The sequence below is a fragment of the Caulobacter sp. GW456-12-1-14-TSB4 genome, from assembly GCF_059424195.1.
The window spans coordinates 169,116-185,161 of record NZ_JBWKZF010000008.1 but is presented as its reverse complement, the minus strand read 5'-3'; the positions used below and the strand labels follow the sequence as shown (position 1 = coordinate 185,161).

Sequence of the window (16,046 nt, the reverse complement as noted above, 5' to 3'; positions counted from 1 at the left end):
GTAGACAGCTGTTCACGCTCCAAAAGCTGTGACCGGTAACAGTTCCGTCGGGTCAAGGGCTTCCCGTGCCCGGAGCGTGCAGATGCCCGGTCCGGGTGTCTTGTTGGACAAGATATCGGCGCAAGCCTTCACCTTATCGTCTTCGCGCGGTTGCGCCTGCGAAACAGCGCTCCTATAACCCGGCCACATTTCAGAAAGCCGTCGTCGAGACCGGGCCCTCATGAACATCCACGAACATCAAGCCAAAGCCGTACTCGCCGAGTTCGGCGCTCCTGTGCCGCGCGGCTTCGCCGCCTTCACGCCCGCCGAAGCCGCGGAAGCCGCCGAAAAGCTCGGCACGCCCGTCTTCGTCGTGAAGAGCCAGATCCACGCCGGTGGCCGTGGCAAGGGCAAGTTCGAGGGCCTCGGCCCCGACGCCAAGGGCGGCGTCCGCGTCGTCAAGTCGGTCGAGGAAGTCCGCACCAACGCCGAGGAAATGCTCGGCCGCGTGCTGGTGACCCACCAGACGGGCCCCAAGGGCAAGCAGGTCAACCGCCTCTACATCGAAGAAGGCGCGGCGATCGCCAAGGAATTCTACCTGTCGCTTCTCGTTGACCGCGCCTCGAGCAAGGTCTCGGTGGTCGCTTCGACCGAAGGCGGCATGGACATCGAAGACGTCGCCCACTCGACGCCCGAGAAGATCCACACCTTCACCATCGACCCGGCGACCGGCGTGTGGCCGACCCACGCGCGCGCCCTGGCCAACGCCCTGGGCCTGACCGGCGGTCTGGCCAAGGAAGCCGCCGCGCTGCTGAACCAGCTGTATACGGCGTTCATGGCCAAGGACATGGCCATGCTGGAGATCAACCCGCTGATCGTCACCGCTGACGATCACCTGAAGGTCCTCGACGCCAAGCTGTCGTTCGACGGCAACAGCCTGTTCCGTCACCCGGACATCAAGGCGCTGCGCGACGAGAGCGAAGAAGACCCCAAGGAAATCGAAGCCTCGAAGTACGACCTGGCCTATATCGCCCTCGACGGCGAAATCGGCTGCATGGTCAACGGCGCGGGCCTGGCCATGGCCACCATGGACATCATCAAGCTGTACGGCGCCGAGCCGGCCAACTTCCTGGATGTCGGCGGCGGCGCTTCGAAGGAGAAGGTCACCGCGGCCTTCAAGATCATCACCGCCGATCCGGCCGTGAAGGGCATCCTGGTCAACATCTTCGGCGGCATCATGCGCTGCGACATCATCGCGGAAGGCGTCATCGCCGCCGTGAAGGAAGTCGGTCTCCAGGTTCCGCTGGTCGTCCGTCTGGAAGGCACCAACGTCGAACTCGGCAAGAAAATCATCTCGGAAAGCGGCCTGAACGTCATCGCCGCCAACGATCTGTCTGACGGCGCCGAGAAGATCGTCGCCGCTGTGAAGGGCGCCCGTTAATGTCGGTTCTGATCGGTTCGCACACCAAGGTCATCTGCCAGGGCATCACCGGCGCTCAAGGCACCTTCCACTCCGAACAGGCCATCGCCTACGGCACCAAGATGGTCGGCGGCGTCACGCCCGGTAAGGGCGGCCAGACCCACATCGGCCTGCCGGTGTTCAACACCGTCGCCGAAGCCAAGGACCGCACCGGCGCCGACGCCTCGGTGATCTACGTCCCGCCGCCCTTCGCGGCCGACTCGATCCTGGAAGCCATCGACGCGGAAATCCCGCTGATCATCTGCATCACCGAAGGCATCCCGGTGCTGGACATGGTCAAGGTGAAGAAGGCCCTGGCCGGCAGCAAGTCGCGCCTGATCGGCCCGAACTGCCCGGGCGTCCTGACGCCCAACCAGTGCAAGATCGGCATCATGCCGGGCGGCATCTTCTCGGAAGGCTCGGTCGGCGTCGTGTCGCGTTCGGGCACCCTGACCTATGAAGCCGTGTTCCAGACGACCAATGCTGGCCTCGGCCAGACGACGGCCGTCGGCATCGGCGGCGACCCGGTCAAGGGCACCGAGTTCATCGACGTGCTCGAACTCTTCCTGGCCGACGAAGCCACCAAGTCGATCGTCATGATCGGTGAAATCGGCGGCTCGGCCGAAGAAGAAGCGGCCCAGTTCCTGAAGGACGAAGCCAAGCGCGGTCGCAAGAAGCCCATGGTCGGCTTCATCGCCGGCCGCACGGCTCCTCCCGGTCGTCACATGGGCCACGCCGGCGCCATCGTTTCGGGCGGCAAGGGCGGCGCCGAGGACAAGATCGCGGCGATGGAAGAGGCGGGCATCCGCGTCTCGCCGTCGCCGGCCAAGCTGGGCGAGACCCTGCTGGAAGTCCTGAAGGGCTAACTAGACACCGAAACCCCGCCCCGCGCGGGGCCCAGGTTTTTTGCGACCGCCAGTCGACGATCCGAAAAAATCACCTGGGCCCCGCCAAGCGGACGGGCGCTCGGGTGATTGAGAGACTATATTTACGGGCAGTGCGGTAGCGCTCCCGTAGAGCACCGGATCCGAAGGCACAGAACGATGGCGGACGACGCAGGCATCATCAACCAGGTCTTGACCGAGACCAGCTTCCTCTACGGGGCCAATGCGGCCTTCGTGGAAGACCTCTACGCCCAGTGGGCGGAGAACCCGGGATCGGTCGAACCCTCGTGGAACGCCTTCTTCGCCAGCCTCGCCGAGCAGGCCGACCAGGTTAAGCGCGCCGCGCAGGACCCGGCCTGGACGCCGAAGAAGGTGCCGTCGGTCCGTCCCGACTGGCTGTCGGCCCTGGACGGCCAGTGGGCCAGCGTCGCCCCCGCCGTCGAAGCCAAGATCGCCAAGGCCGTCGAGGGCAAGGCCGCCGGCGCTTCCGCCGAAGCCGTCCGCGCCGCCACGCTGGACAGCCTGCGCGCCATCATGATGATCCGGGCCTACCGGATGCGCGGTCACCTGGCCGCCAACCTTGACCCGCTGGGCCTGGAGCCGCCGAAGGCCGCTCCGGAACTGGACCCGGCCACCTACGGCTTCTCGGAAGCTGACTACGATCGCCCGATCTTCCTCGACTTCGTGCTGGGCATGGAGACCTCGACGATCCGCGAGATCCTGTCGATCCTGCGCCGCACCTACGCCGGCAATGTCGGCGTGCAGTACATGCACATCTCGGATCCGACCGAGAAGGCCTGGCTGCAGGAGCGTATCGAGGGGCGCGACAAGGAGATCACCTTCTCCAAGGAGGGCAAGGTCGCCATCCTGAAGAAGCTGATCGAGACCGAAGGCTTCGAGAAGTTCCTGCACAAGCGCTTCCCCGGCACCAAGCGCTTCGGCCTGGACGGCGGCGAATCCATGGTCCCGGCCATGGAGCAGATCATCAAGCGCGGCGGCGCGCTGGGCGTGAAGGACATCGTCCTGGGCATGCCGCACCGTGGCCGCCTGAACGTGCTGGCCGCCGTGATGGGCAAGCCCTACCACGTCATCTTCCACGAGTTCCAAGGCGGCTCGTCGGTCCCCTCGGACGTCGAGGGTTCGGGCGACGTGAAGTACCACATGGGCGCCTCGTCGGACCGTGAGTTCGACGACAACAAGGTCCACCTGTCGCTGACGGCCAACCCGTCGCACCTGGAAATCGTCAACCCTGTCGTGATCGGCAAGGCCCGCGCCAAGCAGGCCTTCACCCTGCGCGAACAGCCGGACGCCGGCCGTGGCCACGTGCTGCCGCTGCTGCTGCACGGCGACGCGGCCTTCGCCGGCCAGGGCGTGGTGGCCGAGTGCTTCACCCTGTCGGGCCTGAAGGGCTACCGCACCGGCGGCACCATCCACTTCATCGTCAACAACCAGATCGGCTTCACGACCAGCCCGCGCTACTCGCGCAGCTCGCCGTATCCCAGCGACATGGCGCTGATGGTCGAAGCCCCGATCTTCCACGTGAACGGCGACGACCCGGAAGCCGTCGTCTTCGCCGCCAAGGTCGCGACCGAGTACCGCCAGAAGTTCGGCAAGGACGTGGTCATCGACATGGTCTGCTATCGCCGCTTCGGTCACAACGAAGGCGATGATCCGACCATGACGTCGCCGATCATGTACGCCAAGATCAAGGGCCACCTGCCGACCCGCGAGCTCTACGCCAACCGCCTGATCGGCGAAGGCCTGATCACCCAGGAAGAATCCGACGCCTGGGTCGGCGAGTTCGAGAAGTTCCTCGACGTCGAGTTCGACGCCGGCAAGAGCTACAAGGCCAACAAGGCCGACTGGCTGGACGGCAAGTGGAAGGGCCTGGCCCTGCCGGGCGACGAAGAGCGTCGCGGCAAGACCGCCTTCCCCAAGACCCGCCTGCTGGAAATCGGCCGTCAGATCACCACGGTTCCGGACCGCATCAACGCCCACAAGACCGTCAAGCGCGCCATCGACAACCGCCGCGACGCGGTCGAGAAGGGCGAGGGCATCGATTGGGGCCTGGGCGAGCACCTGGCCTTCGCCACCCTGCTCGACGAGGGCTTCCCGGTCCGCCTGTCGGGCCAGGACTCGGTGCGCGGCACGTTCACCCAGCGCCACTCGGACGTCATCGACCAGACGACCGAAGAGCACTACACGCCGCTGAACAACATCCGCGCCGGCCAGGCCCACTATGAAGTGATCGACTCGGCCCTCTCGGAAGAGGCGGTGCTGGGCTTCGAATACGGCTTCTCGCTGGCCGACCCGAACACCCTGACCCTGTGGGAAGGCCAGTTCGGCGACTTCGTGAACGGCGCCCAGGTGGTCATCGACCAGTTCATCAGCTCGGGCGAGCGCAAGTGGCTGCGGATGAGCGGCCTCGTCATGCTGCTGCCGCACGGCTACGAAGGCCAGGGCCCCGAGCACAGCTCGGCGCGCCTGGAGCGCTTCCTGCAGTCGTGCGCCGAAGACAACATGCAGATCGTCAACTGCACGACGCCGGCCAACTACTTCCACGCCCTGCGTCGCCAGATGCACCGCGAGTTCCGCAAGCCGCTGGTCGTGATGGCCCCCAAGAGCCTGCTGCGCCACAAGCGCGCCGTCTCGAACCTGGACGACTTCGCCGAAGGCTCGACCTTCCACCGCGTGATGGTGGACGGCGCCGAAGCCGGTTGCGACGTGGGCGGGATCACGCTGAAGAGCGACGATCAAATCAAGCGCGTCATCATCTGCTCGGGCAAGGTCTACTTCGACCTGGTCGACCAGCGCGCCAAGAACGGCCGCGACGACGTCTATCTACTGCGCCTGGAGCAGTTCTATCCGTGGCCGCTGAAGTCGCTGATGGGCGTGCTTGGACGGTTCAAGAATGCCGACCTGGTCTGGTGCCAGGAAGAGCCCAAGAACATGGGCGGCTGGACCTTCGTCGATCCGTGGCTGGAGCTGACGCTCGACAAGCTGGACATCAAGGCCAAGCGCGCCCGCTATGTGGGTCGTCCGGCCTCGGCGTCCACCGCCGCGGGCCTGATGAGCCGCCACCTGAAAGAGCTCGAGACCTTCCTCAACGAGGCCTTCGCGTAAGCGTCGCGCCCTCGTTCTAGACATCCGCCGGACCAAACAAGAGAGACCTGGAAAGCCCCATGGCCGACATCAACACCCCCGCCCTCGGCGAATCCGTCACCGAAGCGACGGTCGCCCGTTGGACCAAGAAGGTCGGGGAGGCCGTGAAGAAGGACGAGATCCTCGTCGAGCTGGAAACCGACAAGGTTTCGCTGGAAGTGGCCTCGCCCGCTGACGGCGTGCTGTCGGCCATCGGCGCCGAAGAAGGCGCGACCGTCGTTCCGGGCACGATCCTGGGCGTCGTGACCGAAGGCGCGACCGCGTCGGCCGCTCCGGCCGCCGCCGCGCCGAAGGCCGCTGCTCCCGCGCCCGCGCCGACCCCGGCTCCGGCCGCTGCCGCGCCGGCTCCGGTCGCCGCCGCCGCCCCGACCGCCGCGCCGGTCAGCCCGGCTCCGGCCCGCGTCGCCGCCGAGAACAACCTCGACCTGTCGAAGGTCGCGGGCACCGGCAAGGACGGTCGCGTGACCAAGGGCGACGCTCTGGCCGCCCTGGAAGCCCGCTCGGCCGCCCCGGCTCCGGCCGCCGCCCCGGCCGCGCCGCGTCCGATCCACGAGCGCGAAGAGCGCGTGAAGATGACGCGCCTGCGTCAGACGATCGCCCGTCGCCTGAAGGAAGCCCAGAACACGGCCGCCATGCTGACGACCTTCAACGAGGTCGACATGACGGCGGTCATGGCCCTGCGCGCCCAGTACAAGGACGTGTTCGAGAAGCGCCACGGCGTGAAGCTGGGCTTCATGTCGTTCTTCACCAAGGCCGTCGTGGCCGCGCTGAAGGCGATCCCGGACGTCAACGCCGAGATCGACGGCACCGACATCGTCTACAAGAACCACTACGACGTCGGCGTCGCCGTCGGCACCGACAAGGGCCTGGTGGTTCCGGTCGTCCGTGACGCCGACACGCTGAACCTGGCCGAGATCGAAAAGGCCATCGGCGCCCTGGGCAAGAAGGCCCGCGACGGCCAGCTGTCGATCGAAGACATGCAGGGCGGCACCTTCACGATCACCAACGGCGGCATCTACGGCTCGCTGATGTCGACCCCGATCCTGAACGCGCCGCAGTCGGGCATCCTGGGCATGCACGCGATCAAGGAACGCGCCATGGTCGTCAACGGCAAGATCGAGATCCGCCCGATGATGTACCTGGCCCTGTCCTACGACCACCGCGTCGTCGACGGCGCCGGCGCCGTGACCTTCCTGGTCAAGGTCAAGGAAGCCCTGGAAGACCCGCAGCGCCTGCTGCTGGACCTCTAAGAGACCCTTTAAGAACCAACGAGAAGCCCGCCCTCACCGGCGGGCTTCTTCGCTTCTGGAGCCGGTGATGGCCAAGGACACCCTCTACCTGCTGGCGATGGGCTTCGATAAAGAAGGCCAGCAACGCTTCTGCCCCGACTGCGCGATGATGGAAGGCTACCTCGCCGCCTATCCGCAACTGCGCGACGTGCTCGACATCGTCCGCGTCGACTACCCCAAGCCGCGCCCGGCCCTGGTCGAGCGCCTGGGCGAAGAGCACCAGAACGCCCCGACCCTGATCCTGGCGCAGGCCGCGCCCGACGCCGGCCCGCACGGCGAAATCCAGTCCGCTAACGGCCTGTCGTTCCTGAGCGACGCCCGCCCGATCACGCGCTGGCTGGCGGCGAAGTACGGACTGCCCGCGCCGCTCTAGCGGTTGGCCACGTTGAGGTTCGGCTGGAAATGATGTATCTATAATTCATAGATACGAGGCATCTCCATGGGAAAGCTCGACATCACGCCCACTCGGGCCAAACTCTTCATGCATGGCGGTAGCCAGGCCGTGCGCCTGCCCAAGGCTTTCCGGCTTGAAGGATCGGAAGTGACGGTCCGCCGCGAAGGCGACAAGGTCATTCTGGAGCCAATCCCGACGCGCCCCCAGACACCTGAGCAATGGAAGGCGTTCTGGGACCGTATCGACGCGATGACCGATGAGCCATTCCCCGAGCGCGAGCCTCAGCCGTCTTTCGAACGCGACATCATCGACCTCGACTGATGGCCCTGGCTTTCGACACCTGCGTCCTGGTCGATATTCTCAGGGAGCGCCAGGCGGGATTGCGTGGGCGGCTACAGGCGCTTGCCGGTGGTGACACGACCCTTCACCTGGGAGCTGTTGTGTTCCATGAGTTGATGCTCGGGGTCGAGGTTAGCGCCCGACCCGACTATCAGCGCGAAAGGCTGCTCGCGCTCGCCGCGCTGTTTCGATTGGAAGACTGGACGACCGATGACGCTCGGGTCGCAGCCGAGGTGCGCGCGATCCTTCGGCGGCGTGGCGAGGTCATTGGGGTGGCCGATTCCTTCATCGCTGGTCAGGTTTTGGCGAGAGGATGGACGCTGGTGACGTCCAACACCCGGGAGTTCTCTCGTGTGCCGGGTCTCCAACTCGAAGACTGGTCCGCCTAGCGACTAGCCCTCGCCACCGCTTCACCCAGGGCCGCGTAGTCGCCGTTGAAGTGGTGGCCGCCGGGCAGGCGGACCTTGGCGACCTCTGTGGAGGGCAGGTCGGGGCAGACGTCGTGTCGTTCCTTGTCGCCGTAGACGCAGGTGATCTTCGGACCGTTCAGCGCGGCGATGGCGGGGACGACCGGGAAGGAATCGTGGCTGGCTCGGTTCAGCCAGCTGGCCGGGTGGAACCGCAGGTCGCCGTGGGGCACGGTCCCGATCAGCACCACGTGGCCGATCTGCGCGCGCAGGTCTTCGGGCAGGCGCGGGATGATGGCCGGCAGGGCGGCCGCGCCGAACGAATAGCCGATCAGCACCACCTTCGAGCGGCCCTATTGGCGGCCATAGTCGCGCAGGTCGGCGGCGAGGTCGTCGGCCACGGCCTGGGGCGAGCGCCTGGCGCTGAAATAGGCGAGGGAGTTGATGCCGACGGTCGGCACGCCGTCGGCGGCCAGGCGCTTGGCGACCTTCTGGTCCAAGGGGCCCCAGCCGCCGTCGCCCGAGTAGAACACCGCCAGGCTGTCGCTGGCCCGGTCGCTCGGGGTGACAACCACCGTCTTGGCCGAGGCGGGCGCGGCGACGGTCAGGGCGAGGGCGAAGAGGGCGGCGGAGAAAGGAACGCGGGTGGTCATGGTCTCAAAGCGTTGGGAACGGGCCCTAGCGGCTGGCCTTCAGCACCGCCGCGCCGAGCGTGGCGTAGTCGCGGTTGAAGTGGTGGTCGCCGGCCAGGCGGACCTTCTCGACTTGGGCGTCGGGCAGGCTGGCGCAGATGTCAGCCTTCTCCTTGTCGCCGTAGACACAGGTGATCTTCATCCCCGCCAGGGCGGCGATCGCTGGGCGCACCGGATAGGAGTCCGGCGTGGCGATGTTCAGCCAGCTGGTCGGATGGAACTGCAGGTCGCCGTTCGGGCCCGTGCCGATCAGCACCAGGCGGCCGATGTGGCCGCGCAGGTCGGCCGGCAGTTGCGGGATGATCGCCGGCAGGGCGTCGGCCCCGAACGAATAGCCGATCAGTGTCACCTTCGAGCGGCCCCACTGGCGCTCGTACTGGCGCAGGGCCTGGGCCAGGTCGGCGGCCGCGCCGGCGGGCGAGCGCTTGGTCGTGAAGTAGCTCAGCGAGTTGAAGCCCACCGTCGGCACGCCGTTGTCGGCCAGGTACTGGGTGACGTTCTGGTCCAGCGCGGCCCAGCCGCCGTCGCCCGAATAGAACACCGCCAGGGTGTCGCCGGCCTTGCTGCTGGCCACCGGGATCTGGTCGCCGGCAAAGCCTGGGAGAGCAGCGGCGGGCAGGGCGGCGGCGCCGCTCAAGGCGACGGCGGCGAAGGCGGCGAGGAGGCGGGCGCGCAAGGTCATGCTGGTAAGACGCCACCAAGCGGTGACGCTCTCCAGGCGGTCTGATGTCAAGCTTGTGGCAAAGCCTGCGGCAGGGCGACGCGGCCATGGGGCGGCCCGTTTGGACAAACCGGCCATTTCCCTTGATTTTCAAGGCCGCGCGCGTCGAAAGCGGGTTCCGTTTTGGGCCGCTTACCTCTAAGGAACACCCGCCTCCAGAGGTCTGACAATATGGCCGGCGAGGCCTTATATTTTGTCCGGCGCCGCTATCGGCGCGTCCTGAAGGCGAAAGACCCATGGCTCAGTACGACGTCGTCATCATCGGTGGTGGTCCCGGTGGCTACAACGCGGCGACCCGCGCCGGCCAGCTGGGCCTGAAGACCGCGATCGTCGAAGGTCGCGGCAAGCTGGGCGGCACCTGCCTGAACGTCGGCTGCATGCCGTCGAAGGCCCTGCTGCACGCCTCGGAAATGTACGAAGCCGCCAGCGGTGGCGAGTTCGCCAAGCTGGGCATCGAAGTAAAACCGAAGCTGAACCTCGTGCAGATGATGGCCCAGAAGGCCGAGAGCGTCGAAGCCCTGACCAAGGGCGTCGAGTTCCTGATGAAGAAGAACAAGGTCGACTACGTGAAGGGCTGGGGCCGCATCGACGGACCCGGCAAGGTGGTCGTGAAGGCCGAGGACGGCAGCGAAACCGTGCTCGAGACCAAGAACATCGTCATCGCCACCGGCTCGGAGCCGACCCCGCTGCCGGGCGTAACGATCGACAACAAGCGCATCGTCGACTCGACCGGCGCCCTGTCGCTGCCGGAAGTGCCCAAGAGCCTGATCGTGGTCGGCGCCGGCGTCATCGGCCTGGAGCTGGGTTCGGTGTGGAAGCGCCTGGGCGCGGAAGTCACCGTCGTCGAATATCTGGACCGCATCGTCCCCGGCACCGACACCGAGGTCGCCACCGCCTTCCAGAAGATCCTGACCAAGCAGGGCTTCAAGTTCTCGCTGGGCGCCAAGGTCACCGGCGCCGTGGCCTCGGCCAAGAGCGTGAAGCTGACCCACGAGCCGGTCGCCGGCGGCGAGGCCACGACGATCGAGGCCGACTACGTGCTGGTCGCCATCGGCCGCCGTCCGTTCACCCAAGGCCTGGGCCTGGAAACGGTCGGCATCACGCCGGACAAGCGCGGCATGATCGCCAACGACCACTACAAGACCGGCGTGGACGGCGTCTGGGTGATCGGCGACGTGACCTCGGGTCCGATGCTGGCCCACAAGGCCGAGGACGAGGCCGTGGCCTGCATCGAGCTGATCGCGGGCAAGGCCGGCCACATGAACTACGACATCATCCCGGGCGTCATCTACACCAAGCCGGAAGTCGCCACGGTCGGTAAGACCGAGGACGAGCTGAAGGCCGCGGGCGTCGCCTACAAGGTCGGCAAGTTCCCGTTCCTGGCCAACAGCCGCGCCAAGATCAACCACGAGACCGACGGCTTCGTGAAGGTGCTGGCCGACGCCAAGACCGACCGCATCCTGGGCGCCCACGCCGTCGGCCCGAACGTCGGCGACATGATCGCCGAGATCTGCGTGGCCATGGAGTTCGGCGGCGCCTCGGAAGACGTGGCCCGCACCTGCCACCCGCACCCCACGCGTTCGGAAGCCTTCCGCCAGGCGGCGATGGGCGTCGAAGGCTGGACGATGCAGGCGTAACTGGGCAGGCTTAAGGCCGGCGTAACCGGCCTTAACGATAGTTGATACCCACGTTCGTCAATCGGACGTAGAGTGGCGGGGTTCCTTGGGAGCCCCGCCATGCTTTTGACTGCTCTGACCTTCGCCGCCCTGCTGCAAGCCGCGCCCGTGGCCGGCCAGAAGGGCTACCTGCTGCAGCAGAAGCCGTTTGCAACGGACGAGCGGGTGGATCAGCTGCGGATGCCGTTCCCTAAGAAGGCCAAGCCGATCATGGACGAGGCGGAACGCGGCTCGATCCCGTGGAGCACCTCGCCGCGTATCGGCCGGACCTCCGCGCCGCCACCCAAGAAGCGAGTTGTCCGTATGCCTTATATAACGGGCTGCGGGAGCAACCCGATGCAGCGGGCCGGCCACCCTGAGGACCTGAAAGCCCAGCCCCTTTCAAAGCTGCCCAAGGCCCATGGCGAACGGGCCGTGGCGCGTCTGGTCGACGGCTGTCCCGTTTCCGTGCTGATCGCCCAGAACGACCCGCTGCACTAAGCCCGCGTCCTGAACGTCACCGAGTAGCGCCGCGCCTCCAGCGGCGGGATGCTGTGCTCCCAGTCGGTGCGCGACGGGCCCGACAGCAGATAGGCCGAGCGCGGCGCCGCCTCGAAGGTCTTGCGCTCCCAGCCATCCTCGACCGGACGCCTCAGCCTGAAGCGGCAGGGCGTCAGGAACGAGACGCCGGCCACCTGGTCGAATTCCGGCCGGTCGCGGTGCCAGCCGATCGCCGCGCCGGGCTCGTACAGCGACACCAGGGCCTGCTCGAAGGCCTCCGGCGCATGGCCGGTGAAGGCGGCGACCTTGTCCCGCAGCGGCAGCAGGAAATCCGGGATCGGCGTGGTGGGATCGAGGCTGCGGCGGCTGAAGTCGTAGCGCCAGCCGAACGACGCGACCTGACGATGGCCGGTATAGCCCCTGAACTCGAACGGCTTGAACGCCAGACCCTCGAACGCGGCGACGAGGGCGCGTTCCTCGTCCGGCGTGATCAGGTCGGGGTGGTAGCGAAATCCCGCCGGCAGGTTGGGCGGCGGTACGGGCGCGAACAGGTCGGGCTGCATCCCTGCTGAGATGGGGCTGGCGCATCCCAAGAAAAAGCCCCGCCGGCGGACCGGCGGGGCTCGTACGCGTCTTAGAGGGGAGGAACGCCCGAGGGGGGCAGGCGCTTACGCTACGCTTACTGAACCTCGGATCACCGCCAATCCCTTGGGGGCTGGGGCGGGTCTTAGAATTCTTCCCAGTCATCGCTGGCGCCGACGGCCTTGGCCAGCTTGGCCTGGGCGGCGGCGACCGGGTTGACGCCCGGACGGCTGCTCGCGCTGGCGGCGGCCGGACCACGGCTCGGAGCCGGAGCCGCCGCGCGCGGCACCGGAGCGGCCGGGCGATGCGTCGAGCGGTTGGTGGTCGTGGTCTGGGCGACCGCGCCATTGACGCGGAAGCGGCCGATCATCTGCATCAGCGCGCCCGCCTCGCCCTTCAGCGAGTGAGAAGCGGCGGTCGACTGCTCGACCATGGCGGCGTTCTGCTGGACGGTCTGGTCCATCTGGTTGACGGCGGCGTTGACCTGGTTGAGGCCGGTGGCCTGCTCCTGGCCCGAGGCCGCGATCTCCGAAACCAGGGCGTCGATCTCGCTGACCTTGCCGACGATCGACTGCAGGGCCTCGCCGGTCTGGCCGACCATGCTGACGCCTTGGTTGACCTGCTGCGACGAGGTCGAGATCAGGGTCTTGATCTCCTTGGCGGCGTCGGCCGAGCGTTGGGCCAGGGCGCGAACTTCCTGGGCGACGACCGCGAAGCCACGACCGGCTTCACCCGCACGGGCGGCTTCGACGCCGGCGTTCAGGGCCAGCAGGTTGGTCTGGAAGGCGATCTCGTCGATGACGCCGATGATCTGGCTGATCGACTGCGACGACTTCTCGATCTGGTTCATGGCCTCGACGGCGTTGCGCACGACGATGCTGGAGCGCTCGGCGTCGCCACGGGTCGAGCCGACCACCTTCGAAGCTTCCTGGGCGCCGGCCGACGAACGACGCACCGTGGCGGTGATCTCGTCCAGGGCGGCGGCGGTCTCTTCCAGGCTGGCGGCCTGCTGCTCGCTGCGGCGCGACAGGTCGTCGGCGGCCGAGGCGATCTCGTCCGAGCCCGCGCCGATGCTGTTGGCGGCATGGACGATCGTGCCCATGGCCTCTTCCATCTGAGCGATGGCGCCGTTGAAGTCGCTTTGCAGGCGCTTGTAGGCTTCCGGGAACTGTTGATCGAGGCGGTAGGTCAGGTCGCCGTCCGACAGCTTGGCCAGGCCGCCGGCGATGGCTTCCATGACGAAGGCCTGTTCCTTGGCCGAGGCCTCGGCGATTTCCTGGTTGCGGCGACGCTCGGCTTCCGTCTCGGCGCTGGCGCGCAGCTGGGCGGCTTCGGCGGTGCGCAGGGCCAGGGCGTTGTCCTTGAACACCTGGACCGAGCGGGCCATGGCGCCGACCTCGTCCTTGCGCTCGGCGCCCGTGACGTCGACGTCGACGCTGCCCTGGGCCAGGATTTCCATGGTCTTGGACAGGTTGGTCAGCGGCTTGGCGATCTTGGCCGAGCCGACCCACATGGCGTAGAGCAGCGCCCCGCCGGCCGAGAGCAGGCCGAACAGCAGCAGGACGATCGCGCCCGAGGCGGCGTCCTTCTTGGCCTTGTCGACCATGGCCTGGGTCTCGACGCTGTGATGGTCGATCCAGGCGGCGACGTCCTTGGTCAGCTTGGCGATGTCGGTGTCGATGCCGCCCATCATCATGACGGCGGCTTCGTTGGCGTTCTGCAGGCCCATGTCGGCGCCGGCGCGGGCGTTGTCGTGGACGGCCTTGAAGCGGGCGCGGAAGGCGTTCAGGTCCTTGGCCGCGCTCGGATCGGCCTGGGCGGCCTTGTCGAGGAAGGCGTTGCCGCCGGCGAAGGCCTTCTCGATGTCTTCCGAGCCGGACTTGGCGGCTTCCGACGCGCCGTCATTGGCGACGGTGCGGTAGGCCGCGTAGCCGACGGTGGCGACCTGACGGTTGAAGCGGGCGGCGTTCAGCTCGGTGGGCGCGCGCTGGCTGACCAGGATCTGGGCGGCCTTCTCGACGCGCTTGACCTGCCAGACGCCGGCGCCGACGCAAGCCAGGGCGACCAGGGCCAGCACGATCGCCGGGGTCATAACCTTGGTGGAAATCTTCAGGTCGTCGAACTTCATCACAGCCTCATGCGGCGCGGGCGACGGGGGGAGGGCCCGGCGAAAACACACGTTTCGCCGCTACAAGACCCCAACGCCGTAAAATCGCGGTTAATGCTCAGGCTTGAATGAATAATCGCGACAGACTGACGCAGCCTGGGCGCGAGTGGTCAAGCTTTCGGGTGCGCCGCGGCATAGGCGGCCAGTAGTCCGGCGGCGTCCACCTGGGTATAGCGCTGGGTCGTCGACAGGGATGCGTGGCCCAGCAGGTCCTGGATCGCCCGCAGGTCCGCGCCCGCGCCCAGCAGGTGGGTGGCGAAGGCGTGGCGGAAGGCGTGGGGCGTCACGCGGTCCGAAAGGCCCAGGCGTCCGCGCAGGGTCTGGACCAGGCCCTGGACGTGGCGCGGCGACAGCGGCCCGCCGCGCTTGGCTCGGAACAGCGGCTCGTCGGCGGTCAGCACGAACGGCAGCTCGTTCAGATAGACGTCGATCGCCTCGCGCACGGCGTCCAGCACCGGCACGATCCGGGTCTTGCCGCCCTTGCCGGTGATGCGGATAGCCTGCCCAAGCGGGGCGGCGCCGAAGGTCAAGGACAGCGCTTCGCTGATGCGGAGGCCGCAGCCCCACAGCAGGGTCAGCACCGCCTCGTCGCGAGCGGTCTCCCAGGGATCGCGCTCGGTGTCGTCGGCGGCTTGCGTGATCAGGTCGCGGGCCTGGTCCTCGGAGACGGGACGCGGCAGGCCGACCTTCAGGCGCGGGCCGCGCACCAGCTCGACGGCGGCGTTGGCCACGCCGTGTCGCTGGTCGAGATAGCGGTGGAAGGCGCGGATCGACGACAGGGCCTGGCTGATCGAGCGCGGGGCCAGGGCGTCCTCACCCTGGCGGCGGAAGGCCAGATAGCCGCGCAGATCGGCGGCCGAGATCTCGCCCATGGCCGACAGGCTGACGGCCTCGCCCCGGTGTCGCTCCAGGAAGTTCAGATAGGCCAGGACGTTGTCGCCATAGGCCCGCACCGTGCGCGGCGAGGCCCGGCGCTCCAGCGTCAGGTAGTCCAGCCAGGCGGCATAGGCCTGGCGGGCGCTCCCGACGCCTTGGGTCACAACACCGGCCAGCGTTCGGCGGTGCGCTCGACCACGCGGGCCAGGAAGTTCACCAGCTCGGTGCCCATGTCGGCCGAGAAGCCTTCCGGGTCCTTGGAACCGAAGGCGATCAAGGCCTCGCGGCGCGGTTCCCACAGGGCCATGCGGACCAGGGCCATGCTGCGGATGGTCTCGGCTTCGTCGCCGAACAGCGGCAGGGCCGGAGCGAAGAAGCCCATGCGGGCGATCGGGGCTTCACCCAGGATCATGTCGACCTGGCCTTCGGCGAGGATGTACCAGCCGGCCGGGACGCGGGTCGGGCCTTCCAGGGCCACGACACCGGCCGCGAGGCCGAAGCGGGCGCGGGCCATCTCGTCGACGCGGCGGGCCAGGTCCGAGTGGTTGCGGGCGTCCAGCAGGTCGATGACCGCGGCGTGGGTCTGGGCCTGGGCCGAGTAGTTGGCGCGAGCATTGGCCTCGATCGCCTGGCGGACGCTGGCCTCGCGCTTGTGGGCGGCGGCGGCGCGGGCCAGGGCCCGGGGTCCGAAGTCGACGACATTGGCGGCGTCGATCCGCAGGCCCAGCTCGCCCAGCAGGTCCTCGTTCTGGCGCAGGAATTCGGGCTGGACGCGCAGGAAGTCGCGCACGCTGTCGGCGTCGACCGGTTTCCTGCTCGCGTTCGTCGCGTCGCTCATCGTCGTCCCCACGGTAAAAAGCACTCCACCCGGATGAAGCGGGCAAGACGGTTAATGTCCGCTTGATGACGACCGCGACGCCGCTCTCGACCTGGGGAGCG

Annotated in this window: 14 protein-coding genes and 1 pseudogene; 9 read left to right on the top strand and 6 right to left on the bottom strand. The window is 67.5% G+C overall.

Annotated features, from left to right (window positions below):
• Positions 1-220 precede the first annotated feature (220 nt).
• From sucC to AC07YH_RS10265, 7 genes are all read left to right on the top strand, one after another.
• Entirely contained in the window at positions 221-1,420 is a 1,200-nt protein-coding gene (gene sucC, locus AC07YH_RS10295) for an ADP-forming succinate--CoA ligase subunit beta (protein WP_494746900.1), read from the top strand.
• On the top strand, positions 1,420-2,304 hold the full coding sequence (gene sucD, locus AC07YH_RS10290) for a succinate--CoA ligase subunit alpha (protein ID WP_492815608.1): 885 nt from the start codon (positions 1,420-1,422) through the stop codon (positions 2,302-2,304). Before sucC ends, sucD begins: the two co-directional genes overlap by 1 nt.
• Before the next feature lie 177 nt (positions 2,305-2,481).
• Entirely contained in the window at positions 2,482-5,445 is a 2,964-nt protein-coding gene (locus AC07YH_RS10285) for a 2-oxoglutarate dehydrogenase E1 component (protein WP_494746899.1), read from the top strand.
• A 59-nt stretch (positions 5,446-5,504) separates the two neighbouring features.
• Positions 5,505-6,734 carry a 2-oxoglutarate dehydrogenase complex dihydrolipoyllysine-residue succinyltransferase gene (gene odhB, locus AC07YH_RS10280; protein WP_494746898.1) on the top strand — a complete coding sequence of 410 codons (1,230 nt, stop codon included), beginning with the start codon at positions 5,505-5,507 and terminating at the stop codon, positions 6,732-6,734.
• A gap of 67 nt (positions 6,735-6,801) precedes the next feature.
• A complete protein-coding gene (locus AC07YH_RS10275) occupies positions 6,802-7,146 on the top strand; it encodes a DUF3088 family protein (protein ID WP_494746897.1) in 345 nt (114 codons plus the stop codon).
• Positions 7,147-7,212: 66 nt separating this feature from the next.
• Positions 7,213-7,488, top strand: a complete 276-nt coding sequence (locus AC07YH_RS10270; protein ID WP_494746896.1) for an antitoxin — start codon at positions 7,213-7,215, stop codon at positions 7,486-7,488.
• A complete protein-coding gene (locus tag AC07YH_RS10265; RefSeq protein ID WP_494746895.1) occupies positions 7,488-7,895 on the top strand; it encodes a PIN domain-containing protein in 408 nt (135 codons plus the stop codon). The genes AC07YH_RS10270 and AC07YH_RS10265 overlap by 1 nt, the downstream gene beginning before the upstream one ends.
• Here the strand turns inward: AC07YH_RS10265 and AC07YH_RS10260 are convergent.
• Positions 7,892-8,566 (bottom strand): annotated as a pseudogene (locus tag AC07YH_RS10260) (AcvB/VirJ family lysyl-phosphatidylglycerol hydrolase). The gene AC07YH_RS10265 and the pseudogene AC07YH_RS10260 sit on opposite strands and share 4 nt — an antisense overlap.
• 25 nt (positions 8,567-8,591) lie before the next feature.
• Entirely contained in the window at positions 8,592-9,287 is a 696-nt protein-coding gene (locus AC07YH_RS10255; RefSeq protein WP_494746894.1) for an AcvB/VirJ family lysyl-phosphatidylglycerol hydrolase, read from the bottom strand.
• 275 nt (positions 9,288-9,562) lie between these two features.
• Here AC07YH_RS10255 and lpdA point away from each other — a divergent pair, with 275 nt between their 5' ends.
• Both lpdA and AC07YH_RS10245 read left to right on the top strand, forming a co-directional pair.
• Positions 9,563-10,963: a dihydrolipoyl dehydrogenase gene (gene lpdA, locus AC07YH_RS10250; RefSeq protein ID WP_494746893.1), complete on the top strand. Its 1,401-nt coding sequence runs from the start codon at positions 9,563-9,565 to the stop codon at positions 10,961-10,963.
• A 99-nt stretch (positions 10,964-11,062) separates the two neighbouring features.
• Entirely contained in the window at positions 11,063-11,482 is a 420-nt protein-coding gene (locus AC07YH_RS10245; protein ID WP_494746892.1) for a hypothetical protein, read from the top strand.
• Here the strand turns inward: AC07YH_RS10245 and AC07YH_RS10240 are convergent.
• The 4 genes from AC07YH_RS10240 to AC07YH_RS10225 form a co-directional block, all read right to left on the bottom strand.
• Positions 11,479-12,045 carry an alpha-ketoglutarate-dependent dioxygenase AlkB gene (locus tag AC07YH_RS10240; RefSeq protein ID WP_494746891.1) on the bottom strand — a complete coding sequence of 189 codons (567 nt, stop codon included), beginning with the start codon at positions 12,043-12,045 and terminating at the stop codon, positions 11,479-11,481. The two genes, AC07YH_RS10245 and AC07YH_RS10240, sit on opposite strands and share 4 nt — an antisense overlap.
• Positions 12,046-12,209: 164 nt before the next feature.
• On the bottom strand, positions 12,210-14,192 hold the full coding sequence (locus tag AC07YH_RS10235; protein ID WP_494746890.1) for a methyl-accepting chemotaxis protein: 1,983 nt from the start codon (positions 14,190-14,192) through the stop codon (positions 12,210-12,212).
• Positions 14,193-14,341: 149 nt separating this feature from the next.
• The gene (locus AC07YH_RS10230; protein ID WP_494746889.1) at positions 14,342-15,271 is read right to left on the bottom strand and encodes a tyrosine recombinase XerC; all 930 of its coding nucleotides are present in this window, start codon (positions 15,269-15,271) and stop codon (positions 14,342-14,344) included.
• Positions 15,268-15,945, bottom strand: coding sequence for a DUF484 family protein (locus tag AC07YH_RS10225; RefSeq protein ID WP_494746888.1), 678 nt, complete (start codon positions 15,943-15,945; stop codon positions 15,268-15,270). Before AC07YH_RS10225 ends, AC07YH_RS10230 begins: the two co-directional genes overlap by 4 nt.
• Positions 15,946-16,046: the final 101 nt, after the last annotated feature.